The sequence below is a fragment of the Lactobacillus kimbladii genome, from assembly GCF_014323605.1.
In the GTDB taxonomy this organism is placed as follows: domain Bacteria; phylum Bacillota; class Bacilli; order Lactobacillales; family Lactobacillaceae; genus Lactobacillus; species Lactobacillus kimbladii_B.
In genome coordinates, this window is sequence record NZ_SCMB01000008.1 from 14,392 (window position 1) to 39,334 (window position 24,943).

General features: G+C 33.6%; 24 protein-coding genes, 1 tRNA gene and 1 other annotated feature. Of the genes, 5 read left to right on the forward strand and 20 right to left on the reverse strand.

The window, feature by feature from the left end:
- Nucleotide 1: 1 nt before the first annotated feature.
- From priA to gmk, 3 genes are all read right to left on the reverse strand, one after another.
- A complete protein-coding gene (gene priA / locus ERK18_RS08960) occupies nt 2–2,401 on the reverse strand; it encodes a primosomal protein N' (protein WP_187155164.1) in 2,400 nt (799 codons plus the stop codon).
- Nucleotides 2,402–2,463: 62 nt separating this feature from the next.
- Nucleotides 2,464–2,682 (reverse strand): DNA-directed RNA polymerase subunit omega, encoded by a 219-nt coding sequence (gene rpoZ, locus ERK18_RS08965; RefSeq protein ID WP_046332276.1) that lies wholly within the window; start codon nt 2,680–2,682, stop codon nt 2,464–2,466.
- 1 nt (nt 2,683) lies between these two features.
- Nucleotides 2,684–3,298, reverse strand: a complete 615-nt coding sequence (gene gmk, locus ERK18_RS08970; protein WP_187155165.1) for a guanylate kinase — start codon at nt 3,296–3,298, stop codon at nt 2,684–2,686.
- A 188-nt stretch (nt 3,299–3,486) separates the two neighbouring features.
- Here gmk and ERK18_RS08975 point away from each other — a divergent pair, with 188 nt between their 5' ends.
- Nucleotides 3,487–3,762, forward strand: a complete 276-nt coding sequence (locus ERK18_RS08975; RefSeq protein WP_046332278.1) for a hypothetical protein — start codon at nt 3,487–3,489, stop codon at nt 3,760–3,762.
- Between the two features lie 35 nt (nt 3,763–3,797).
- Here the strand turns inward: ERK18_RS08975 and ERK18_RS08980 are convergent, their stop codons facing one another.
- The 16 genes from ERK18_RS08980 to ERK18_RS09055 all read right to left on the reverse strand — a co-directional run bounded on the left by ERK18_RS08980 (nt 3,798) and on the right by ERK18_RS09055 (nt 18,258).
- Complete coding sequence (locus ERK18_RS08980; RefSeq protein WP_187155166.1) at nt 3,798–4,682, reverse strand: GNAT family N-acetyltransferase; 885 nt, start codon at nt 4,680–4,682, stop codon at nt 3,798–3,800.
- Entirely contained in the window at nt 4,679–6,367 is a 1,689-nt protein-coding gene (gene recN / locus ERK18_RS08985) for a DNA repair protein RecN (protein ID WP_187155167.1), read from the reverse strand. The genes ERK18_RS08980 and recN overlap by 4 nt, the downstream gene beginning before the upstream one ends.
- A 9-nt stretch (nt 6,368–6,376) precedes the next feature.
- Nucleotides 6,377–7,189, reverse strand: coding sequence for a TlyA family RNA methyltransferase (locus ERK18_RS08990; protein WP_187155168.1), 813 nt, complete (start codon nt 7,187–7,189; stop codon nt 6,377–6,379).
- On the reverse strand, nt 7,190–8,056 hold the full coding sequence (locus tag ERK18_RS08995) for a polyprenyl synthetase family protein (RefSeq protein ID WP_187155169.1): 867 nt from the start codon (nt 8,054–8,056) through the stop codon (nt 7,190–7,192).
- A 12-nt stretch (nt 8,057–8,068) separates the two neighbouring features.
- Entirely contained in the window at nt 8,069–8,311 is a 243-nt protein-coding gene (locus tag ERK18_RS09000) for an exodeoxyribonuclease VII small subunit (RefSeq protein WP_187155170.1), read from the reverse strand.
- Nucleotides 8,292–9,659, reverse strand: coding sequence for an exodeoxyribonuclease VII large subunit (xseA, locus tag ERK18_RS09005; RefSeq protein WP_187155171.1), 1,368 nt, complete (start codon nt 9,657–9,659; stop codon nt 8,292–8,294). The genes ERK18_RS09000 and xseA overlap by 20 nt, the downstream gene beginning before the upstream one ends.
- Nucleotides 9,646–10,497: a tetrahydrofolate dehydrogenase/cyclohydrolase catalytic domain-containing protein gene (locus ERK18_RS09010; RefSeq protein ID WP_187155172.1), complete on the reverse strand. Its 852-nt coding sequence runs from the start codon at nt 10,495–10,497 to the stop codon at nt 9,646–9,648. Before ERK18_RS09010 ends, xseA begins: the two co-directional genes overlap by 14 nt.
- Before the next feature lie 54 nt (nt 10,498–10,551).
- Nucleotides 10,552–10,944: a transcription antitermination factor NusB gene (gene nusB / locus ERK18_RS09015; RefSeq protein WP_187155173.1), complete on the reverse strand. Its 393-nt coding sequence runs from the start codon at nt 10,942–10,944 to the stop codon at nt 10,552–10,554.
- Nucleotides 10,922–11,380 carry an Asp23/Gls24 family envelope stress response protein gene (locus tag ERK18_RS09020; RefSeq protein WP_122052599.1) on the reverse strand — a complete coding sequence of 153 codons (459 nt, stop codon included), beginning with the start codon at nt 11,378–11,380 and terminating at the stop codon, nt 10,922–10,924. The genes nusB and ERK18_RS09020 overlap by 23 nt, the downstream gene beginning before the upstream one ends.
- 17 nt (nt 11,381–11,397) lie before the next feature.
- Entirely contained in the window at nt 11,398–11,967 is a 570-nt protein-coding gene (gene efp, locus ERK18_RS09025; protein ID WP_045928273.1) for an elongation factor P, read from the reverse strand.
- 72 nt (nt 11,968–12,039) lie between these two features.
- Nucleotides 12,040–13,149: a M24 family metallopeptidase gene (locus ERK18_RS09030; RefSeq protein WP_187155174.1), complete on the reverse strand. Its 1,110-nt coding sequence runs from the start codon at nt 13,147–13,149 to the stop codon at nt 12,040–12,042.
- Nucleotides 13,150–13,287: 138 nt separating this feature from the next.
- Nucleotides 13,288–13,581: a 50S ribosomal protein L27 gene (gene rpmA, locus ERK18_RS09035; RefSeq protein WP_034981396.1), complete on the reverse strand. Its 294-nt coding sequence runs from the start codon at nt 13,579–13,581 to the stop codon at nt 13,288–13,290.
- A 13-nt stretch (nt 13,582–13,594) separates the two neighbouring features.
- On the reverse strand, nt 13,595–13,909 hold the full coding sequence (gene rplU, locus ERK18_RS09040) for a 50S ribosomal protein L21 (RefSeq protein ID WP_034981345.1): 315 nt from the start codon (nt 13,907–13,909) through the stop codon (nt 13,595–13,597).
- 13 nt (nt 13,910–13,922) lie between these two features.
- Nucleotides 13,923–13,997 (reverse strand) — a sequence feature (ribosomal protein L21 leader region).
- Between the two features lie 87 nt (nt 13,998–14,084).
- Nucleotides 14,085–14,924 carry a YitT family protein gene (locus ERK18_RS09045; RefSeq protein ID WP_187155175.1) on the reverse strand — a complete coding sequence of 280 codons (840 nt, stop codon included), beginning with the start codon at nt 14,922–14,924 and terminating at the stop codon, nt 14,085–14,087.
- Between the two features lie 156 nt (nt 14,925–15,080).
- Nucleotides 15,081–16,412, reverse strand: coding sequence for a DUF2325 domain-containing protein (locus ERK18_RS09050; RefSeq protein WP_187155176.1), 1,332 nt, complete (start codon nt 16,410–16,412; stop codon nt 15,081–15,083).
- Nucleotides 16,413–16,494: 82 nt separating this feature from the next.
- Complete coding sequence (locus tag ERK18_RS09055; RefSeq protein ID WP_187155177.1) at nt 16,495–18,258, reverse strand: DUF2207 domain-containing protein; 1,764 nt, start codon at nt 18,256–18,258, stop codon at nt 16,495–16,497.
- Nucleotides 18,259–18,460: 202 nt separating this feature from the next.
- Between ERK18_RS09055 and ERK18_RS09060 the strand changes: the two genes are divergently transcribed.
- Nucleotides 18,461–18,534, forward strand: a tRNA-Arg gene (locus ERK18_RS09060).
- Nucleotides 18,535–18,634: 100 nt separating this feature from the next.
- Here the strand turns inward: ERK18_RS09060 and ERK18_RS09065 are convergent.
- Complete coding sequence (locus ERK18_RS09065; protein WP_187155178.1) at nt 18,635–18,820, reverse strand: hypothetical protein; 186 nt, start codon at nt 18,818–18,820, stop codon at nt 18,635–18,637.
- Between the two features lie 1,822 nt (nt 18,821–20,642).
- On the opposite strand from ERK18_RS09065, the gene ERK18_RS09070 reads away from it, so the two are divergent.
- The 3 genes from ERK18_RS09070 (at nt 20,643) to ERK18_RS09080 (ending at nt 23,918) form a co-directional block, all read left to right on the forward strand.
- Nucleotides 20,643–20,918: a LexA family protein gene (locus tag ERK18_RS09070; RefSeq protein ID WP_390885867.1), complete on the forward strand. Its 276-nt coding sequence runs from the start codon at nt 20,643–20,645 to the stop codon at nt 20,916–20,918.
- 288 nt (nt 20,919–21,206) lie between these two features.
- Nucleotides 21,207–22,991 carry an AAA family ATPase gene (locus tag ERK18_RS09075; RefSeq protein WP_187155180.1) on the forward strand — a complete coding sequence of 595 codons (1,785 nt, stop codon included), beginning with the start codon at nt 21,207–21,209 and terminating at the stop codon, nt 22,989–22,991.
- A 54-nt stretch (nt 22,992–23,045) separates the two neighbouring features.
- Nucleotides 23,046–23,918: a DNA adenine methylase gene (locus ERK18_RS09080; RefSeq protein ID WP_187155181.1), complete on the forward strand. Its 873-nt coding sequence runs from the start codon at nt 23,046–23,048 to the stop codon at nt 23,916–23,918.
- Nucleotides 23,919–24,943: the final 1,025 nt, after the last annotated feature.

Below are 24,943 nucleotides of genomic sequence, written 5' to 3' on the forward strand. Positions count from 1 at the left end.
TTTACATTATGCGCTCTGGTTCATTATCAATATAAACAGACAAACCATATTTTTTAACCTTTTGCGCTGAGTCTTGAATTTGGTGTAATAACTTGTTTAAATTATCCTCTTTTTTATATTTTACCAGTATTTGATAATAATATTGATTTTTTAAGCGAGAAATTGCACTAGGGGTTGGACCTAAAACTATTGTTGATTGGTGTAATTTTGGTTGTAACCATTTTTTAATTCTAAAAGCTTCTCTAGCAGCATTTTGTTCATTTTTGGCCGCAACAGAAACTAGCACCGTGTAAAAATAAGGCGGATAATTGCCAGCATGACGAACACGCATTTCATACTGATAAAATTGCTCATAGTCCTGAGTTTCAGCTAGTTTAATAGCATAGTGATCAGGATTAAAAGTTTGGATAATTACCTCACCTTTCTTTTGGGCTCGTCCAGCTCGTCCTGCCACTTGTGTTAACAACTCAAACGTTCTTTCAGAGGCGTTGTAATCTGGTAACCATAATCCCGTATCAGCATTAACAACGCCTACTAGGGTCACATTGGGAAAATCCAGTCCTTTGGCAATCATTTGCGTACCTAGCAGGATATCTGCTTCACGATTGCCAAAAGCATCTAAGATCCTTTTAAATGATCCTTTTCTTCGTGTAGTATCAACATCCATTCGCAAAATACGGCAGCCTGGTATTATTTTTTCAAGCTCTGTCATAATTTTTTGTGTGCCAGTACCCAAGAAGCGGATTTTTGTGCTTTGACAATTAGGACATTTTTCAGGAATCGCAGTAGAAAAGCCACAATAATGACACTGCATTTTATTGGTATCTTTATGCATTGTCAAAGATAAGTCGCAATTTGGACATTTCATAACATAGCCGCATTCACGACATAACATAAAGTTGGCGAAGCCTCTCCTATTTAGCATTAAAATAACTTGTTCTTTTTTGGCAATCCTTTTTTTTATTGCCTCAACCAGTTGAATAGATAGGTCAAATTGCCCACCATTAAAATGAGCCTTTTTTAAGTCTATTAACTTAACTTCTGGCAAACTTTGCTGGTTAGCACGATGTGGTAGTCTCAATAATTGATAAACATCTTTTTGTGCTCGAGCTCTGCTTCCTAATGAGGGTGTTGCGCTGCCTAGCACAAGGGGACATGAGTTATAGTTGCTGCGCCAAACTGCAACATCTCTAGCATGATAACGCGGATTATCTTCTTGTTTATAAGAAGATTCATGCTCTTCGTCTATCACTATTAAGCCGATATTCTTTAAAGGAGCAAAGACAGCACTTCGAGCACCAACAACAACGCGTGCTTCGCCTCGGCGTATGCGACGCCATTCATCATACAGTTCTCCTTCTGATAATCCACTGTGTAGAACTGCTACTTGCTGACCAAAACGATTCTTCACTTGGCTTACCATTTGCGGGGTTAAGGATATTTCAGGAACCATCATTAAGGCATTTTTTCCAGCCTTTAAAGTAGTACTTATAGCATTTAAGTAGACTTCTGTCTTACCACTGCCAGTAACACCTTCTAATAAAAAAGTACGTGCTTTTTTCTCGATTATTGCTGGTTCTATTTTAGCTAATGCGTTCTTTTGTTCAGTGTTAAGCTTGATTTTTTTATCTGATTTTTCTTCCTGCTCATAATTTGTCAGTGGATCACGATAAATTTCAGCCGGTTTTTTTCTAAGCCAGCCTCTTTTGACAGCATTCGTTAATGAAACAGTGCTGAGATTTGCATTATTTTCGATCTCTTTCTGCATTTTTGGAAATTTATCGTAATTTTCAATTATATACATAATGAGCTGCTTTTGTTTAACAGCATTTTTTCTTAAAGATTCATATATATTTATATATTCTTTTTTATTATTCGTTAGTGAATATTCATTTTCAGTTTTGACCCGAGCCCGATTTTCAACAACATACTCAATTTTGGCCATATTTGTTCTTAACAATTTGCGAATTTCAGCAATTTGTTTATTATCATTAATCGTATTTAAATCTAACGGCTTTCCTTGAAAAATAGTCATTTTTTTTGCTTTAGAAGATTCCGGCACCAGAATTTTACGATAATTGGCACGCATAACTCTAGGAAGCATTGTTTTAAGAATAGTAATTCGATAAGAATAAACATGATCAGCCAAATCTTTTGATAATCTAATTAATTCAGAGGTTAGAGGGGGCATTTCATCTACCACCAAAAGCAAGTCTTTCAATTTACCTCGATATTGACTTTTGTTACTCAAACCAACTACGAAACCTTGTAACTTGCGTGGACCAAAAGGCACAAAAACCCTGGAGCCAATTTCTACTTCACCTAACTCATCAGGAATATGATATTCAAAAATGCGATCTGTTTGCTTAGCTGCAACATCAACAATAACCTGTGCAATCATTTAATCACCTTTAAAAAATGACCTCCATCTTTCTTAGGATGGAGGTCATAAAACTTTATTAATTACTGATTAACCTCACGATGCTTGGGATCAACGGTAACTTTGCCAGCTTCGATTTCTTCTAAAGCTTTGCCAACTGGTTTTTGTGATTTATAATTTTTCAGAGCTTCAGGTTCGCCGTCCTCAAGTTCGTGTGCTCTTTTTGCAGCAAGAACTGATAAAGAATATCTCGAATCAACCTGGGCCAACAATTTATCTATAGATGGATACGTAACTCTCAATTTAATCCTCCTTAACCATTTTCCGATATGTATCAATGACACGTTTAACACTCACGTGTTCAGCTTCAACAATCGCTTTTATATGATCAACAGCATTTGCTACTGTATCATTAACTACTGCATAATCATAATCCTGCATTACCAGAATTTCTTGACGAGCCTGTTTTATTCGACCCATAATTACATCCTCGGATTCAGTACCCCGATTTTCTAATCTAGTATGCAAAGTATGTAAATCAGGTGGTGTTAAAAAGATGAAGACACCATCAGGCATCTGTTTCCTAACCTTCTTAGCACCATTGACATCAATTTCTAAAAGCACGTCCTTACCTTCATAAAGCATTTTTTTCACTGGTGCCTTAGGAGTGCCATAAAAATTATTTACATATTGATTATACTCCAAAAGTTCATTTTGACTGATAGCCTGCTTAAACCGTTCTTGAGTAACAAAATAATAGTCCTTGCCGTTTATTTCTCCAGGCCTGGGTTTCCTGGTAGTCATTGATACTGAATATTCAAACGGAAATACTTTATTTTTCACGATTGCACTTTTAACGGTACCCTTACCTACTCCCGAAGGGCCAGAAAGAACAAGTAACAAACCTTTTTCTGCCATGCCATACTCCCTTACAAAAAGCTATTGTATCTAGTTTGCACTAAAATGAAAATATTTTCAAGTTATGATATTTTCAACAAATCAAAATTCTCTTAAAAAAATTTGCTTAAATACTTGTTTTTTGGAACAAATGTTCTTATAATATAATTTGTCAAACAAATGTTCGGTTAACTCTAAGGGGTGGTTTGATGAAAAACTCACTTAAGAAAATTTATCACTATTTTTTCGATTATGATGAAGATAAATTAAGTATTTACAGTCAATACTACTATGAAATATTAGCTGCTCTTAATAGCGCCCTAGTCCATCGCTCCTATGTATTGGTAAGTTATCAAGACGGAACGAGTGAAATCGGACAAATCATAAAACGTGTTTCTGCAGGTCGTTTTATTTTACGTTTAGCAAATAAAAAACTAATTAAAATAGTTGATATTGATACTATATTTAGAATTGATTTCGCATAATAAATTTCATTATAAAAACGCATTGCCAAGAATCATTATGATTCTTGGCTTTTTAAATACAATGTTTCGCTTAATATTTTGAAGCCAGCTTTTTCATAAATGTGAATTGCCGCTTTATTGTCAACATCAGCATTTAAAGCAAAAACGCTGCTGCCTTCCTTTTGCAAAATTGCAGTCATCTTTTTAATAAAAAAAGTGCCAAAACCTTGTCCACGAAATGGCTTATCAATAAACAATCCGAAGAAATAGTCCTCATTTTCACCATGATCCACAGCACAATAGCCAGCAACTTCATTTACTTTTAATAAAATAAAGCTTTTAGTATTTTTATCTGCCAGGGAATTCTTGATATATTTAGTAGAAGTTTCAACATCTTCCCCAAATGCACGGCTGTGAGCCTTAGCAACTTGATCAACATAGCTCATTGTTAAAGGCTTAACTGCTAGAACTTGGTTTAATTTGTCAGTCTTTTCAATCATTACTGGTTCTACAGTTCGCATATAATAATCTGAATCTTCTGGAACAACTTTTAAACTCATATTTTTCAAAAAACTTGGATTTTTTTCTAAAAAGACTTTCTCTGTCACAAACACCCATTTGTGATAACCATATTGCACCATAATTCTTTTCGCATGCTCAAACATTCCTGTAGCAATCTGTTGTCTGCGAAATTCCGGAGCAACTTCTAAGTTGACTTCCACCTCTTCTTCAGGACACTCATCTGCATATAGCATGGTTAACCCAACTAACTTATTTTCATCATAAGCCAAAATGAAAGTTGGCATATCTTGAAAATAATTAAATTGATTACTTAAGTAAAAATTTGAATAAGTTTTATCAGCTTTTTTTACTTTTTCAGTTAGTTCATTTGCCTGTCTAATTTCTTTTTCATTCAAAGTTACTTTTTCAACAAGTATCATTTCTTCTTCCTTTTAAAACTTTTCATCAGGTCTTTAGCATTTTGCTTAGCTGCTTGTGTTACATCGCTTCCGGCCATCATTTCTGCAATCGCAGTCACTGTTTCCTCTTGAGTTAATGGACCTATTTGGGTGTATGTAGCACCATCTTCAACTTTTTTTGCTACTAAATATTTTTGATCACTAGCAGCAGCAACTTGTGGTGAGTGTGTTATGGCGATTACTTGCTTATTTTCTCCAATTGAGTGCAATTTTTGACCTATTGCTGCTGAGACACGGCCAGAAACCCCAGTATCAATTTCATCAAAAATCATTGTGCCTACAGGTTCAACTTTACTGAAAATTGCTTTTAATGCCAGTATCAGCCGTGATTGCTCACCACCAGATACAATTTTGACTAATGGCATTAATTCCTCACCCGGATTTGGTGCAATTAAAAATACAATATTATCCGTACCTTTGCTGGTGAAACTTTTTGTTGTCGAAAAATCAATCCTAAAACGAGCTTTTGCCATATATAAATCCGCTAATTCCTGTTTGATTTTACTTTCAAGTGTTGCGGCTACTTTTTTCCTCGTCTCATGAAGATTTTGTGCTTCAGTTTTGAGTTTTTCTTCCAGAATATTAAGCCGCTTTTGCAACTTTTCTTCATCGAGTCCACCTGTCTCGTATTGACTCAATTCTTTTTGAATTTTGGCATAAAAGGCAAAAACATCTTCTAATGAAGGACCATATTTTTTCTTCAATGAATTAAGCAAATCTAACCTGTTTGAAACGTATTGAAATCTTTCCTCATCAAAATCCATTTCATCAAGTACATTTGATAATTCACTCCGGGCATCACTTAAAGCAAAAACTCCATCGTCAATAGTCTTGGCAATATCTTTGAATTTAGCGCCATATTCCGTTAACTCGTTGGCTGCTCCTTGAGCATTACCCAACAGAGTTTCAATGCCATGGTCTTCATCATCATATAATTGCATTAAATAGTTAGCAGTATCGACAATTTTTTGGTAGTTATTTAGTTCGTTATATTCTTCTTCAAGCTGATCATCTTCATGAGGATCTTGCAGGTCTGCTTTGGACAATTCATCATTTTGAAAGGATAATATATCTTGTTTTTGGGCTAATTCCTGGGCATCTTTATGCAAATGATTAATTCGAGAAGTTAATTCTTGCCATTTTTGAAAATTTTCCTGGTAAATATTAAGTTCCTCTTTAAAATCGACTGGAGCATAATTATCAACCAAATCAATTTGCCTATCCTGATCCATCAATATTTGTTGATCATTTTGACCATGAATATCAACTAAAAAATTTCCTAATTCCTTTAATACATTGATGGTAGTCAATTGTCCATTTATGCGAACAATATTTCTTCCCTTAGCAGCTATTTCCCGGCTGATAATTAATTGCTTATCCGCATCAGGTATACCGTACTTTTCGCAAATTGCAGCAATTTTTTTAGATTCATGATCAATAGCAAATAAGCCTGTAATGACAGCCTTTTTCTCACCGCTACGGATCATTTCTTTTTGACTGCGACTCCCCATTAGTAATGAAACTGCATCGATAATAATTGATTTACCTGCTCCAGTTTCACCTATTAGCACGGTCATATTTTCTTGAAAGCGAACCTTCAATGCTTTAATAATTGCAAAATTTTTAATATCCAGTTCAACTAACATTTTTTTCTCCTAAAGATTGGCAATAGCCTGAGCAACTAAATCTTCTGGGTTCCCAGACCATATTAATTTACCACCATCTTTTTCGTCTTTTTGTAGATGTATCAAAAACTCAATATTGCCTTTACCACCTTTTATTGGTGAATAATCAAGGCTGAGCACGTTAAAGCCATTAGCCCTTGCCTGATCAATGGTATGTCTGATAACGGCACAATGGACATCATGATCATGTACTATGCCATGTTTACCGACATGTTCTGGACCAGCTTCAAATTGAGGCTTTATCAGACAAACTGCTTCACATTTATCTTTTAGAATCTGAAACATTGGCGGCATAATTAAATCTAAAGAAATAAAGGAAACATCAGTCATTGCAAAATCAGGCTGACCATGAGTAAAATCTTCAGGCTTACTGTAACGAAAATTTTGCTTCTCCATTACTATAACACGCGGATCATCACGCAATTGCCAAGCAAGTTGATTGTAGCCTACATCGAGGGCATAAACCATCTTAGCCTTATTTTGTAAAGCGACATCAGTAAATCCCCCAGTAGAAGCACCGATGTCTAGACAAATTTTATTGGTCAAGTCAATTTGAAAAGATCTTAAGGCCTTAGCCAGTTTAAAACCACCCCTTGAGACATACTTTTTATCCGATTTTTTTACAAAAAACTTTTCATCAACCGGTAAGTTAGTACCACTTTTATCAATTCTCTGATGATTATGATCTGATACTAACCCTGCCATGATCGCCCGTTGAGCCTGAGTTCGAGAATGAAACATGCCTTGTCTGACTAATAATACATCCGCTCTCTCTTTGACCATTTACAATACCTTTTTATATAAATCAAGAAATCCAGCTAAAACATTCGCATCAACAGATTTTAAGCACTTTTGAGCATCAATCATTAAATCAGTCAGCTCTTTACGACTTCTTGAAATACCAAGCAAAGTCAAAGTATTATTTTTGCCGCTCTCTAAATCTTTATGAGTTTTTTTACCCGCTTCTGCAGAAGTTTCAACCACATCTACTAAATCATCATAAATTTGATATGATCTTCCAAAATCTTCAGCAAACTGAATTAGCGTCTTTTTTTGAGAAGAATTAGCATCACCATATTCAACTGCCATTGCAACACACGCCTTAATTAAGCAACCTGTTTTTAACCACTCCATTTTATTAATAAATGCAGAATTGTTTGCGACACTATCATTATTGGTAGAATCAATGTCTAAATATTGTCCACCAACCATGCCGTTAGGACCAACAGCTTGGGTAATTATTTTAACTAATTTAGCTGAATTACTGCCCTCAGAAATCCATTCAATACCCATTGGTAATAAAGCATCTCCAGCAAGGATGGCTTCAGCTTCCCCCCATTTTTTGTGACTCGTTAATTTTCCTCTGCGATAATCGTCATTATCCATAGCCGGCAAGTCATCATGAATTAACGAATAAGTGTGAATCAGCTCAATTCCACTTGCAATCCTGACTTCTTCGTCATTTATTTTTACTTTAAGTGCGTCAAGCGTTGCTAAAAAAAGCAGGGAACGCAACCTTTTGCCTCCAGCCATTACTGAATAAGACATAATCTGACTTATTTTCCTGTCAGAAACTTCACTTTTTAAATGCTCTTTTAAGTAACCATCTACTATCGGAGTCCATTTTTCTTTAAATTCTTTAAAAGTCATGTCAAATCTTCTCTATTTTTCAGGTGCTGAAGCGTTATTAGGATCAAGCTTATGTTCAGTTCCATCGCTGTCAATTAATTTAGCAACTGTTTCTTCTGCTTCTGTTAATTTTTTATTTAAATCGTTACTTAATTTTTTTCCAGCTTTAAACTGCTCAAGTGCATCCTCCAAAGGAATATCGCCTTTTTCTAAGTTATTAACAATTGTTTGTAATTCAGTCAATTCCTCTTCAAAATTATTTTTCTTGGTCGCCATTTTTTTCTCTCCTTATTGAACTGATAACTGCTGTTGCTAATCCATCTTTAAATTTGATGCTGATTTCATCTTTAACCGCAATTTGACTTACGGAATTGACCATTTTATTCTTCTGGTCTTTAACATACGCATATCCTCTTCGTAAAATTCTGTCGGGATCATAATCGTTAAGTTGTTGTTCTGTTTGGCCAAAAACATTACGTTTTGCCTGTAAGAAATGTTCTGTATTAGCAACTAACCTCTGGTCATAAAAATCTGTTTGTTGCAAAAAAGACTTGATTTTTTTATTGGGACTGACTGTAACCAGGCTTTGTTTTGCCAACTGGTAATTATGCCGTTTGCGTTCCAGCTGCCGCACCATATCATTATGAAGTCTGTCTCGCAAAAGATCTAAAGTTTGTGCTTGCTCATCATATAGTCTTGCAGGTTCTCTCATGATAACAGAATTATTAATGCGACTTAAGGCATCACGACGTACCCTAATTATGTTTTGTATACTGGAAACAAGGCTGTTTTGCATTTGACGAATATTTATCAATTCATCTGGTAAATTAGGAGTGGCGTATTCGGCTGCAGCAGTTGGAGTCGCTGCTCTTACATCAGCAACTAAATCACATAGTGTAGTGTCAGTTTCGTGACCCACTGAAGAAATGACCGGCATTTTCATATCAAAAACCTGTCGTACTACGTTTTCCTCATTAAAGGGCCATAGATCTTCAAGCGAGCCCCCACCTCTACCAATGATCATAACATCATATTTATCTTTAAACTGAGCTATTTGCTTCATTGACGCTATTAGTGAATCAGCGGCAGAATCTCCCTGAACTTGAGCTGGAAACAAGTCCACTTCTGCATGGGGAAATCTCCTGTTCACGGTTACTAAGATATCATGAATTACTGCACCAGAAGCACTTGTTACAACAGCAATATAATCTGGATAACGAGGAAGCGGCTTTTTATACCTTTGGTCAAAAAGTCCCTCACTAGCCAGCTTTTTTTGCAATTGCTGTAATTGTTCATATAATGCCCCTAATCCTGCAGGTTCCATCGATTCCGCATAAAACTGGTAAGAACCCTGAGGTCCGTATACGCTAACATAGCCAGTTATATATACTTTCATACCTTCCTCAGGTTTAAATTTCACTTTATCGAAATACGAGCGAAACATAACCACATTAATTTTAGATTTTTCATCTTTTAGTGAAAAATACTGGTGTGAATTGCGCCGATAACGAAAATTAGACAGTTCACCTTGAAGAAATACTTTATGCAAATAAGGATCATTTTTAAATTTTTGAGTTATATAGTAATTCAAATCCGAAACTGTTAGGTACTTACTGCTTTCCATTATTTCTCCTTGTCAACTGAACAACTTGTTCCATGAGAGACTCCACGGTTAGAGGACCAATCCCTCCTGGAACAGGCGTAATAAAACTCGCAATTGGAGCAACATGGTCAAAATCAACATCGCCAACTATGTTGCCATTAACTCGACTTATTCCTACATCAACAATGACTGCATTTTTCTTAATCATATTCGCCTTTACTAATTTGGGGTGCCCTGTTGCCGAAACTAATATATCAGCTCGCTTAGTATATTCAGCCAAATTTTTAGTCTTCAAATGTAGAATAGAAACTGTTGCGTCCCTCTCAAGCATCAATGCAGCCAAAGGTTTACCTACAATGCTGCTTCTACCTATAATCACAGCATTCTTACCCCTTAAACTGATATGATAATGATCTAGTAAAGCTAAAATACCATGTGCAGTTGCAGGTTCTACAAAATGATCTCCTTGCCACAAGCGTCCTATATTAGCTGGTGTCAGACAATCGACATCTTTTTCAGGAGCAATAGCTGCTAAAGCCTCATTTAAAATAATTTGCTTCGGTACTGGCAGTTGAATCATAATGCCGTTAACATTTTTGTCATGATTAAGTTTATCAATAAGTTCTAATAATTCTTTCTGTGAAACAGTTACGGGTAGTTGGAACAATTTTTGTTCAATTCCTGTTTGATCTGCGCGTCTTTTTTTGGTTTTCAGGTAAATTAGGCTACTAGGGTCTTGACCAATATTAATTACGCAAAATAGTGGTTGTATTTTCAACTTCTTCAAATTTAATACTTGTTTTTGAAGAAGATCTGCACGAAAATTAGCTAACTTTTTGCCATCTAAAAGTTGACCCATTTTTCTTTTCCTTTTCTAAAAAAATAGTCGGCCTAAAGCCGACTATAAGATATTTTAGACAAAGTTTGCCAACATACCATTAATAAATGGCTTATCTTTGGGATCAGCAAACTCATCACATAAGTTCAAAGCTTCATTTACCGCAGCTTTTGGCTCAATTTCCTTACTGTATTTAATTTCATACAAAGCAACTTCCAAAATGGCCAACGAAATTTGATTAATACGGTTAATACGCCAGTTCTTTTTCAAATAGCTGGCGAGTTCTCCTTTTAATTCATCCCGTTTTTCAATTACACCTTCAATTAATTCTTTTGAATAGGCAGAAAGTACTTTTAAATCAAGCATTGCAACAGTTTTAGCTTCAACTTCCTTAGCTGTATATTTTAAGTCCTGATTAGACAAATAAACAGCTTGCATTGCGACTCTACGACTCTCGTGTTGATTCATTTTTACCCTTTTCATCTATGTCGGAAAATAGCTGAGAGGTTCCGCTGCCATCTTCATTATCATCGTCTGGAAATTCAAGTCCGGTAACATGCACGTTAATTTCACTAAGAGTTAAATCGGTCATCTGTAAAACCTGTTGCTTTAAAGTCTTCTGCAAATCCATTGCTATTTCAGGCACATTTTTACCAGCTTCAATACTGACATAAACATCGGCAATCAAGTTATGTTCATCATCAATATTAACAGACACGCCTCTGCCACGATCTTCTCTTCCTAAAACACGGTTAATTCCGGACTTGACGTCACCGTGCATTTCGGCAACTCCATCTACTTTTTCGGCAGCGATGCCCATAATAACTTCAAGAACGCTAGGATCAATTTCAATTTCTTCGCCGTTATTTTTATCATCTAAGACAATTTTTGAACTATCTGCCATTTTTTTACCTCGAAAATTTATTTATTTGCGCGAGATACGTATGTACCATCGACAGTATTAATTACTAAAACGTCTCCTTCATTAATAAAGAAAGGTACGTTTACTACTAGACCCGTTTCCATAGTTGCAGGCTTTCCACCACCTGATGAAGTATCACCTTTAATATTAGGCTCAGTTTTGGCAACCGTCAATTCAACAGTATTCGGTAATTGAATTCCTAAGGTTTTGCCATCATGCATAATTACACTTACATTCATATTTTCCTTTAAAAACTTGGCTTCATCTTTTACTTGTTCATTAGGAATTGCCAACTGATCATAAGTGTTAGTGTCCATAAAAACGTAACTGGCGCCATCATTATATAGGTACTGCATAGATTTTGTTTCTATTTCTGCAGTTTCAACTTTTGCAGTAGAGCGGAAAGTATATTCCTGTACAGCACCTGTGTTCAAACTCTTTAGCTTTGAGCGAACAAATGCACTACCCTTACCTGGTTTAACATGTTGAAATTCAACTATACGCCATAAGTCATTATTATACTTGATAGTCAAACCATTTTTAAATTCATTTACTGAAATCATTGTCATATTGAGTACCTCATCTCCATAATATTATCTTACCAATTAGTAAGCGATTTTACTATAATTATTATTTATCTTTTATAAAGAAATTAAGTTGTCTTTAGGTAAAGTAGAAAGTGTCTCAGGGGTTTGATTATGAATTAAAATGTCATCTTCAATTCTGACACCGCCTTTATTCGGCAAATATATTCCTGGTTCAACTGTATGAACCATGTCATTTACGAGTTCTTGTTTGCCGAAAGGTAAAGCAGGTTGACATAATTCATGTATTTCTAATCCGATGCCATGACCAATCCCATGACCAAAATACTTTCCATATCCTTGTTCTGTAATGTAGCTTCTGGCTGCTCGATCAACATCGCTGCCATGATTGCCTGCAATAGCAACTTCAATACCACGCCTCTGTGCTTCATGAACAATTTCATAAATTTTGTGCATTTCCTGGTCAACTTTGCCAACAGCAACAGTTCTGGTAATATCAGCAGCATAACCATGGTAAAACGCACCAAAATCAACCACAACCATATCACCATCTTCAATCATTTTATCGCTGGCAACACCATGAGCCCATGCAGAACGCACCCCTGAGGCAATAATAGTATCAAAGCTAGGACCATCACCGCCATTAATTTTAAAATAGTAATCTAATTTTGCTCCGATTTTCCGCTCAACAGCACCTGGCTTAATCAAAGGCAATATTTCATTAAAGCTATCCATTGAGATGTTAATCGCTTTACGCAACGTTTCTAATTCAAGTGCGTCTTTAACATTACGGACTTGTTCGACTAATTCCTCGCATATTTCGAAATCGATACCAGGGTTTAATCTTTGCAAGTTTGCAAACTCAACTGCAGAAACGAATTCACCTTCGATTAAAACTTTTTTTAAATTTACCTCTTTTAATTGTTTAGAAATTTCAAGGTCTTGACCTTCTTTTTTCATTACCACCTTAATTTCGCCTGGGGCCTCGGCTTTAATCTGATCGTCAAACCGTGAGTCAGAAAGCAAGATTCGATCTCCTTTTGAAGTTAAAATCAATTGAGCTTCTTCACCAGTAAAATTAGTCAAGTAACGATAATTTGCTTGGTTAAAAATTAACAGTCCATCGGCATTACGTTTTTTAATTAGTTCAGTAACCTTATTTATTCGCCTGTTAAGCAGCGTTAATAGTTCTTCCTTCTCAGTCATACCCATAATCTCCTGTATATCAATCTTTAACTTAATTTTAACCCTAAAAAGAGATACAATACTAACTTATTTTTACTAAATTAAAGCAGAAAAAAGACGAGAAGCATATGCTTTTCGTCTTCTTGTTTAAGAACTAAATTACTTAGCTTCTTCTTCAACCGGAATAACAGAAACTTGTTTTCTGTATTTATCTTTCCGCTCAAACTTAACTACTCCATTTACTAAGGCAAATAAAGTATCGTCTCCACCTTGACCAACATTTTTACCAGGGTGAATCTTTGTACCACGTTGACGATAAATAATTGAACCAGCATGAATGGTTTGGCCATCTGCAGCTTTAGCACCTAAACGACGACCAGCTGAATTACGGCCATTGGCAGTAGAACCTCCACCCTTGTGGTGGGCTAATAATTTAAGATTTAAAATATTCATCATTACTTCACCTCTAGTTTAATTCAATTTTTTCAACTGTAACCTTAGTATAAGGTTGACGGTGACCATATTTTGAATGTGAGTGCTTCTTAGGCTTGTACTTGAAAGTAACTACTTTCTTTTCCTTGCCTTGCTTTTCAACTTTAGCAACAACTTTAGCACCTTTAACTAACGGTGTACCAACTTTAACATCTTTGCCATCGGAAGTAAGAACTACTTCATCAAAAGTAACTTCTTTGCCTTCTTCAGCATCAAGCTTTTCAACAAAAACACTATCGCCTTCAGCAACTTTATATTGCTTGCCACCGGTTTTAATAATTGCGTACATTTACTACCCTCCAAAATTTACTTAGACTCGCCAATCGAGGTGCTCCGTGAAAGACTTATTACCCCGAAATGTGCGGTTGCAGATGTAGAGGAATCCACAAATACAACTACTACATAATACTACTCTTAGGTCTAGTTGGCAATAAAAAATGCCCTTTTTATTGGACAAATTGACATTAAATCTGCCATTTGCCACCGTGAACTTTAGCAATATTTTCTGTAACAATAAATGCTTCACTGTCAATTTCGCGAGCTTTGGCAACTAATTGACCATATTCATTAGTATCAACGATTATAACCAGTTGTTGCTTATCCTGATCACTATATCCGCCTACAACGTTATAAACAGTCAGTCCATCGTAATCCTGCTGGAGCATTTGCCTAATTTTATCAAGTTTATTGTTACTCATTATGCGCACTTGATATTTTTTGTCAAAACCGGTCTCAGTATAACGCATAGTAATTGTAGTAATAACCTGAGAAAAAGCTGCTAGTAAAAAAGCTTCAGTGCCATCAACAAAAATGTTCAGGACAATGACCGACATATCAATAACCATAAGCGATATTGCCGGGTCAACATAAAAATATTTTTTAATAATTAGTGGGGGAATTGTGGTACCGCCAGATGAAGCGTTAATTCGGTAGAGCATCGTAACACCAATGCCCATTAAAACTCCGCCATAAATTACCGCTAGCATATTATTTGAAGTTAGTTTAAAGCTAGGAGTGATTGCCATTAAGACAGGTACTAAAATACTGCCCAATGCAACTTTTTTTAAAGTTTGTTTGCCTAAAAAGATTGCGGCTAAAATTAACATTAAACCATTAACCACAAATACCGAAATTGAGCGGTTAATTCCCCAAACAGCATCAATCAATATTGAGATCCCGGTCGAGCCGCCAGCAGCAACATTTATTGGAGCATAAAAGAAGTTAATTGATATTGTTATTATTTCCAAACCAGCCAAGAAAAAGAGCCAGTATTGCCATGTATGAGTTTGCTTTTGTGTGTCCATCTCATCTTCCTTCCATAAAATTGTTATTTTACATTTTACAGGAAAGGAGCAAAATAATGCAAGAAATATGGGTTTTTGATATGTTCTATTGTTCTTAAAATTACAAAAACTATAATTCAAAGGAAATTATCTTAAATTATTAAGAAATTATAAATATTACTGATCAGCAAGTTCGTATCTAATAGTCTGATTGCCTTCGTATGCTGGTAGACCTTTTTCAGCCCGATATAATGCGCGCTCAAACGCTTGATAGCCTTTACTTGAACTAACGGCAAACTTGATATGGTATTTGCTGGCAAATTCGCTTATATTCCAAGTACTGTCATGGGCAGCATAAGCTGTCACCAAAATCACGATATCCAGATCTTTGATTTGGTTTTCAATTACTTTTTTCTTGCCCTGAAAAGCATCAATAGGAATTGGAATGCCGCCATATCGATTAACTATTCCTTCAAGCATAGCCTCATTTTGATTATTACCAATGGCAATTCCGACCCTTTGATAGTGCAGGTTCATTGCTAATTTAGGCAAATCAGCTTTCTTTGATTCAGTGTCACTCTTTTTCTTTTTGTTTGCACTATTTTTCCTTGACTGTTCAATTTGATAAACCCAGCGAATTTGAATAGCCTCAGCCGGATTCTTTTTCAGACGCACATCTCCGTCATACCATGCTAAGTCTACTATTGAACCATCAACTAACTTAATATTTTCGTCCCAATATTTACTTGAATCAACTGGTAAAAGAACCGCTTTACCATGAACTCGTAGTTTCTTGCCTTGAGCATTACGTGAAATAGCCAGATGTCCGGTTCTCCCCTGAACTACTGCATACTTAAAAGTTGAAATAGAATCAACTTCCATACTGGGCAGATCACGATAGCCAACAATTCTTAAAATAGTCGCTTCATAATGAGAACTTTTTTCTTCTGGCACAGCTTCAACAATATCCCCGCTTTTCAAATTCAAGGAATGGATCTGTGATTCTTTTAACGTATAAACGGTTCTATTACTATCATTAATCAAATCACAGCCTGACAATAATCGAACCACTGTATACCGCTTTCCTTTACGGTAATCTCTCTTAGGATCTTTTGGCGTTTCAAGTGCCTGTTCAAAAACTTTTTTATCGATTAAATCTTTTGGAGCCTGAATAGATTTAATTGCTTCTTTTAAATCAACTAAATTTTGACGGTACTCTGTATTGATACCTTGAGCTAGCGTTAATTTTTGTGCAGCGGAGAGAGCTGTATTTTTGGCAGAAATGTTTGCGGGATTAGTAATTAACTGCGTTAGACTTGTTAGTAATAAATTAAGCTGCTGTAAATCGATTTCTACAGTGTTTTTATCTTTCCCAGTTGAATTGCTTTGTTTAGCATTGTCAGTCATGCCCAGGATTAGCTTTATTGCAGCCAATCCATTCTTGAGGCTCTTTTCATCTCCGGCAGTCTGATTAAGAATTCTTTTTAAATTATTGCGATAATCGAACATCTTTTTACCTGTCTCTTTTTAATTTACTTAAGTATAGCAAATGCAAAAAAGCCCAGCTCAATGCCAGGCTTAAAGTCAGAAATTAGAAAGCTCCTCCACCGGATCCTCCACCGAAGCCACCGGATGAACCACTGGAAAAGCTGCTTGAACCAGTAGATATACTGTCGTTAAAGCAAGAATCAAAGTTGGCAGAAAAGCTATCTTTGCCGGAATTAGAAACAAAACCATAGTAAAAGTAATCACTCTTTGCCAATTCTTCTTGACTAAATTCGATTTTTAGCTGTTTCATTACTTTATTAGCTAAACCAAAAGCAACAGCATAAGGCATGATGTCTTCCCATAAAATGATGTCACCCACATCCTTCATTTTAAACTTACCGATATCTTTCAACATTTTCTTGAAACCACGTATCTTTTCGGTTTCAATTTTTCCTTTTTCTGAATAAATACCAGTCTGCCTGATACTGAAAATTAGCGCCAGTAAACTCAAAATTAGGATCAAAGCTTCACCAAAAACTATCAGGAGTATAAACTTAAGTGAGCTCATTAGAGCTACAACAGAAGCTGCGAAACTGATGACCATCATTAAAATTATGATTGCTATATTTCTATTTTTACGATTTATTAATGAATCGGGCAGATATATTTGCTTTTCTTTACTATCAAAATAATCTCCTGCCCAAAAGTCAAAATCATTGCCTAATCTCTTACCATGATATTTTTTCAAGGCTTGAGTGGTAAAACTAGTTCCATCCCCAATCTTGTTAAAGAGTGTTTTCATTAATCGGCTTTCGTCAACAATACTTTCGTCTATCGCGGTTATCCGATAATAAGTTTTAAGATGGGCTTTATAATCTTCAATCCTAATTTTTTTCTGTGCGGCCAGTTCCATCAAATAAGCGGTAAACGCGCGATTATCCGGTTGCTTTGCAGTATCCAAAATTTGCGCTAATATGGGATCCACATCAGGTATTTCATAGTTATGGGCTAATTCACGAATTTTGCGGGGCTTAAAACCAATCTTTTTGGCCCTAAAACCCTTAATGATACCTAAAAGTCCTGCTATTATACTCACAGCAATTAGCCAGAGACTTCTTCTTACCCCTCTTTTTTGCTTTAATTCCGTATTTCGCGCTAACTCTTTTTCTTGCTTTATCACTGCCTGCCTGTGATTCTTATTTTTGACATTTTGATTGTTGGCAGTAATTTTAGGAGGGAAAATAGTATGAACTTCAATACCCATGTCACCAGCAAGATTTTCAGCTGTCATGATTATTTTCCCTTTTTGAGGATTAACTTGCAGATGACCATCAAGTGGTCCGTGGGCCCATGCTTTTAGACCCTTTACAGGCCCTGGAAAAATCACACTGGCTCTGACATAGTCCAAATCTCTATCCCAGCCATTGCCGATAATCTTAAAGTTAAGTTCCGCAACATCCCGATAATTGGTAATAGCATTAGTGATACGGTAAAAATAAGTAACAGTAAAGCGACTATTATTCTTTATATTATGAAATACTTTAAAACGGTAACCTTTTTTACTTCTTTTAAGATCATAATTCTCTGTTTTGCGACCCTTGTTTTGATCGTCCTTGACTGTCACTTTGATATCGTCAAGTTTCTGATTCGATTGTAAATTTTGGCGATAAAAAACACCATGTGCAGAGCTATTAAATTTATAGGTGATTGCCCTTTTCATCGACAACGAACCATCAGAATTCACTTTAGCAGTGGTGATGTTTTTAGCAATATCATAATCAACATCTGCTTTTACTTCTTGTCCAGAAACAAAGAAAAATAAAAGAATTCCTATAAGAGATATCAGTTTTAGAATTTTATGTTTCATGCTTTTTCCTATCTTTCATTCTTCACTTTTCTTAATTATACAGGTTGTGAAATACAATTAACAAATGAATTTTCACTCCCTTAATCCTGCCACCTATCTAGCTTTAAAAATAAGTTCGACAAAAAAGAAATTTCCAGTTGCAATTACAACAACTTTTCTCTATAATAGTTAATGTTCTTGCGCAGGAATACGCAAAACTGACGGTCTGGTAGCTCAGCTGGATAGAGCAACGGTCTTCTAAACCGTGGGTCGTGGGTTCGAATCTCACCCGGATCATTTTAAATGATTTTTATTGATTTTTACTAATTATAAATCCTGTTATATCAACAATTTTATTTTTATTTATTATTATTAAGTTTAAAGTTAGCTAACATTTTCAAATCAAGATTTCCCAGTGATTTCTTGATTTTTGTTGTTTTAAAAAACTATTTATAAAAGAAAGTACTTCAGATAAATTAATTTTCAGAGTGGTTTCTTTTATTATTTCTCTACTATTTGTTGTTTGTTTTATTAAAATTTCTTTTAGCAATTCATAAAGTCCTAATTGCCCTTTTGAGTCCACTTAGTATTATCTACTGTTTTTTTCAGAACATATTTCTTAGTACTCTGTGCAATTCTGATTATACTTATCTTAACGTTTTGTATTCGGAATAAAGTAGCCAAATAATAACTTGCTTGTATTGCACACCTCACTCTTTTGTATTTATGGCAGCATCATTTATGTCATAATCTTTATCAATCACCGTAATCTTGACCAATGATGGGTTAGTTAAAATACGCTTATAGTAGGTAGCTTTTTGGCTTCAATTCATTGACTTGCTGTTTAAAAATTAATTTATCTTCACGCTCATCTTTAAGTTGAGCAACCAGTTGAATTAGTGTTTCTGGATTCGTTAATCAATATTGTCAAAGTGCCATTAACGGTATACGAATTTGTTCATCGTCTTATCTTCTTCATCAACATAATCCCTAATTGCTTTTAGAAAATTTATATATCCTAAAATTTCAGCTACATTTTTTCTATAAAGTAAGATCCGTTATTAATATCCATTATTCTAACTTGTTGCTTTTCAAAACTGAAAGTTTGAATTCAATCCATTAATTTTACCTCGATTAAATTTAAATTCTTAACATCTTTTGCCGCTAAACTGCTGTGAGGTTGTACAAACATATTTAGCTGATCCTCCTTACGTCATGTAAAGCCTCATCAAAGAAATTATTAATTCAACTATTAAGCTTTCAATATTTTCAAGCCAACGTTTGTATAACCATTTACTTCACTTCCTCTCTTGTAAATTGTTTAGATCATTCTTAATGCATCACCTATCTCACAGGCATTAGTATACTAGAATCAATCCCTTAAACTTATAGTTTTTTAATATCCCATCCTTAATGCCTAAATTTCTTGATATTTTAACTAAAGATCAACCTTTATATTTAAAAACACCTGTATTTTTTCATAACATTGTGTTATTTTGCTATACTTCCTTTACTAATTAATTACTATTTTGATATAATATATTTAGTGTTATTAATTACACATTAAGGTAATGATACATTAATAGTATCAAGGGAATTCAAAGTTGCTAAACTAGTTAACTAGTTTAGCAACTTTGAGCCAGGCCTAATCAATAGGGTAATGTCCCAGGAGTGCTGAGCTACTATGAAATTTCTAGAAGTTAAAGATTTAAAAACTTTAGCGCTAACCAAATTGAATAAACAATTTGGTGACTTTACTTCTTTAGTTTCAAATTTTGCCGCAAAATTTTAATATGGTAAAAGCACAAATACTATAAATTAGGTCAGCATTCTGGGTCTTTTTATTTGTACATTGATTTCACACCACTTTCAATTATATATTAATCAAGATCTTGCACTTATGTAGACATTCGACTATATTTAATACATATCAAATAAGCGAAAATTACTACTATATTATTATTATTCATGCTCGTAAAAGTTACTATATTAATATGATTTTTTCTAGCTTAATTACTTGATGGTTAAACTAAAGGCCATTTATCTAAACAATTAAAGCTAGTTGTCTGAACCTTTTAGGAGATTAAAATGATATTATTTGGTAATGTATAATATTGGCATAAGCTCGTGGTTTAAGCTTACGCCAAATAAATGAAAAAGCTGGTCTTGGAAAAAAGCAATATATATGGAAAATACAAAAATCTAGCACTGAAAATCTTAAAAAAGTAGCTGATGCTCTATAAACATTTACTGATTGTCTATTCGGTAATACTAATGATTTATCTTCTAATATAAAAACTGTAAGTAGTCAAATTAATATGTTAACAAATATATCTACAGTTGACATTTCTCAATTACATCACATTCATGTGCCAGTCATCGGAAATATTGTTTGAAATACACCTATTACAGATGAACAAAATGTAAATGGTTATCATTATGTTTGCTTGAATCGAGTACCTACCGTAAGTTTATTTGTTCTTCACTGCAAATGCGATTCAATGGAGCCTTTAATTCCTAATGGAGCTATTGTTACTATTCACCAACAGTCTACTGCAGAAACAGATGAAATTTCTGTAGTTATGATTAATGGGGAAGACACACTAAAAAGATTTAAAGAATTAGGCAAAGTCCATATTATGCTTTACACTAATGATCAGAAATACGAACCGATTTTTTAGATGGTGAAGAAAATGTGAAAATTATTGGAAAAGCTATTCATTACGATGGGGGTTTGTAAATAAAGGCATTTTACATGATTTTTTATTAAATTTTGATATTGCAATTATTTATGCTATCTCTTATACAAAAATTAAACATGAAAAAGCTAATTCTAGATATTTATACTATAATTCTTTTCCAGCAATTGCTTTAGTTTTAATATCAGAAATTTTGTCTATTACGTCTATATCAACATTATTGATAGAGGCGTTCATTATGATGACAAATTGTAGATAGAGGGAATAATTATGGACGGTTTCATTAAAAAACTTACTATTAATAATTTTAGGAAATTTAAAAAAATTGAATTTAAATTAGGTTCTAGAATTACTGTATTATCTGGTGTAAATGGAGTTGGTAAATCTAGTTTATTATCTTTACTATCCTCAACTACTGGTACGAAAGAATATAGATTAAATAAATCACATTTTCAACCTGAGTTTAATGAATATTTTAAAATATCACCACAAGAAGATTTCAAAAATTATAAATTATATGTCGATTTTAGATTTAAAAAGAAAACGTTTGTTAAAAGAATCGGATTCAAAGATGACACTAAAAATAATAGAGGCATAAGACCTATCCCTAGAACTTCTGTTTCTAAAAATAGTAATCTAACTATAAAACAAGCTGCGCAAAACTTGAAAAATAGTCTAAATATTGGGGATTCCTCACGCGTACCCATACCTACCATATATCTAAGTTTATCAAGACTATATCCTTTAGGTGAACATGATTCTACAATAAGCAATACCTATTCAGTTATAAGTAGGAATGCAAATATATATAAATATGACTTAAATATGAAATATGCCGAATATTACAATGAAGTTCTCCCAAATTCCATAGATATTAAAAAAGATTACGTAACTTTAGTAAATAAGGCAATTACTAAAAAGTCATATTTAAAAATGGCTATAGACAAGACCTCTGATGAAACTATTTCTGTAGGTGAAGACAATCTTAGTTCTATAATTACATGTCTAGTTGATTTTTATGAGTTAAAAAGACAAAATCCCTCTAGCTACTGTGGAGGAATACTGTGTATTGATGAAATCGATTCTTCATTGCATCCAAGTGCGGTGATAAATTTAATTGGTTTGTTAAGCAGATTAAGTAATGAGCTAAGTCTCCAAATTATTTTGACTTCCCATTCATTAATTGTTCTAAGTGAAATATTACGGTTACATAAAGACCAGCCTTCAGATTATCAACTTGTATATTTTAAAGACAGGAATATTCCTGCACCAACACATTTTAAAGATTTTACTTCTTTAAAAGCTAATCTATACAACCAAAACAGACCTATTGTTCCGACAGTTAAAGTATACGCTGAAGATGACGTAACCGTTGCCGTTCTTAACATGCTAATAGAAACATATAAAGACATAGTTTCGAGTAATTTATCAAATACAGATATACCTAAGTTTAATATACCTAAATTTGATGCTATAGCTATTCACTTAGGAAAAAATCAATTAAGAAATTTACCTGTTGAAGATTCATATTTTAATCAAGTTGTTCTGCTACTAGATGGTGATGGTCATCTTAAAAATAGTCTAAACATAGAGGAAGCATTTAACGAAGATAATGAATTGAAAACTGAATATATAGATTCATTAAAACGTATAAATAAAGACAGTAAAAAGTGTAGATTTAATGAAGTATGTTTACCAAGTTGCTTACCACCTGAACTATTTTTATACAATATTATTAAAGAATATGCTAATCATCCTGAAAAACATTACAATTTTTGGAGAGATGTAGATAAGAATCCAGACGCACATTCATACGATTCGGAATTAGTACAAGAAAAAATAGATACTAATCATAAGAAAATAGACAAAGAATTTTTCAATTCTAAGCTAAAGGGTGAACTACAACAAAAAATACTTGATTTTACTAAATTAACAAATATTCTGACGGATTACTATAGTGACCCGACTAAACAAGACGAATTAATTGATTTTATCAATATATTTACAAAACAAGTTAGTGACGCAAATGAACGTATTAAGAGTAACAATCTTTAGATAACTAGTCGGATTATCAAATCATTGTTATCATAGAGAATAGAGGTGATAAACATGCCTTTAACTAAATCTTTGTTGAGATATCCAGGCGGAAAGTCTCAATTAACAAAATTCATAAAACATTTACTAGATATAAATAATATTCATGAAACTTACATTGAGCCTTTTGCTGGCGGTTTTGGCCTTGCTTTAAACCTTTTATTTGATGGTTCGGTTAAAAATGTTGTTCTAAATGATTTTGATCCTTCAATCTACTCTCTTTGGTACAACATTTTAAATAACGTTGATGAATTGATCTATAAGATAAATACCACTAATATTTCCATTGAAGAATGGCATCATCAAAGAGACATTCATTTAGAGGTTAAAGATAATCCTTTATCTATTGATAATGCATACTCTACCCTATTTTTAAATAGAACAAATGTTAGTGGAATTATCAATGGTGGTCCAATTGGTGGCATTAATCAACAAGGAAAATATAAATTAGATTGTCGTTTCAAAAAGAAAGTTCTCATTGATAAAGCAACAGAAATTAATAAACGAAAAGATTCAATTTATCTTAATAACCTTAATGCAAATGAGTTTATTAACAAAAAATTAATTAACTATGATCCCAACGATACATTTATTTTTTATGATCCACCATATTTTAAACAGGGCAAAAATCTTTATATGTCATTTGTTAGGAATAAGGATCATCAACAGTTAGCCAGTAATATAATTTCTAAGAATAAATATAATTGGATAACTACTTATGACATTCAAGATGAAATATACCAATTATATTCAGGAAAATCACAGACTTATACATATTCCCTCAACTATTCTGCAAACGTCAAACGTAAAGCAAAAGAATATCTGTTTGCAAACTATGAGACAAAAATTGAATCGTTCCACAATGTTAAATTAATAAAAATTAAATAAAAATATATTTATTATAAAATTATTAAAAATAATTTTAAGAGTTTACCTCAATAAGTCTCCAAAGATTTATCGAGGTAGACACCAAGACAACCTTTTCGCCCTTTTGTACATCCCATTTTAGAAAAAATACAAAGTAATTAAATTTTGCAGTATATAGTTTATACAATGGTTGGGTTGTACAAGTAACTTGGTATATAGATGATCCACAATCAAAAAATGGAAAAAAGAAAAATATAAAACAAAAGGCGGATTTCGAGGTAAAGCCGAAGCTCAAAAATTGAAAAATGAAAATCCAATTATTGAACAGTAATTTGGAGATCGGTTACTACATATTGTATTCCTGGTGAAACTAACGGTATCAAAAGCTGCATAACTATACATGTAGTTTTGTTCACAAGTACTTTGGGACGACTAAAATTAATAAAGTTAATCTAAGAATTTAACAAAAATTGTAAAATTCTTATGGTAAAAATCATTATGAAGTAACTATTAAAAAGCTATCTAACTGATGCTTATGACAGTCTAATTCCTCATAATTTCACTAAAAAATTAATTTTTGTTGGGATTCTAAAAGAACTAACCTAGTTAAATATTTATTAATTACTAAAATTTAGTCATTAACCGAAATCACATGCAGACTCGGAATCGTAAGTAAACTATTCTTAAATGATTTAAACCGGTATTAATGTAAGTATGAGCATTAGTAAAATCATGACTCTTAAATTGTCCGACATAAACTTCAATAAGAATACAATCAATATTAAAAAAATCTTGCAACTATATTTCTAAAAAAGCTAACAAACAAAAGCTCTAAGAAGATGAAGGAATCCATAATAGTTAAATATTAATCTGATTATTTGGGAGCGACGTATAATTATCATTGTTTAAGCATCTTTAATTACTACATTAAGAGAACTTAAATTTAATATAAAAAATTTTACTTTGCCGAGAATAAAGGCTAAATTTTTTAGATAATGTAGTTAATAAGGCTTTAATGTTTAGACTTAAAAAGCATATATTGAGCG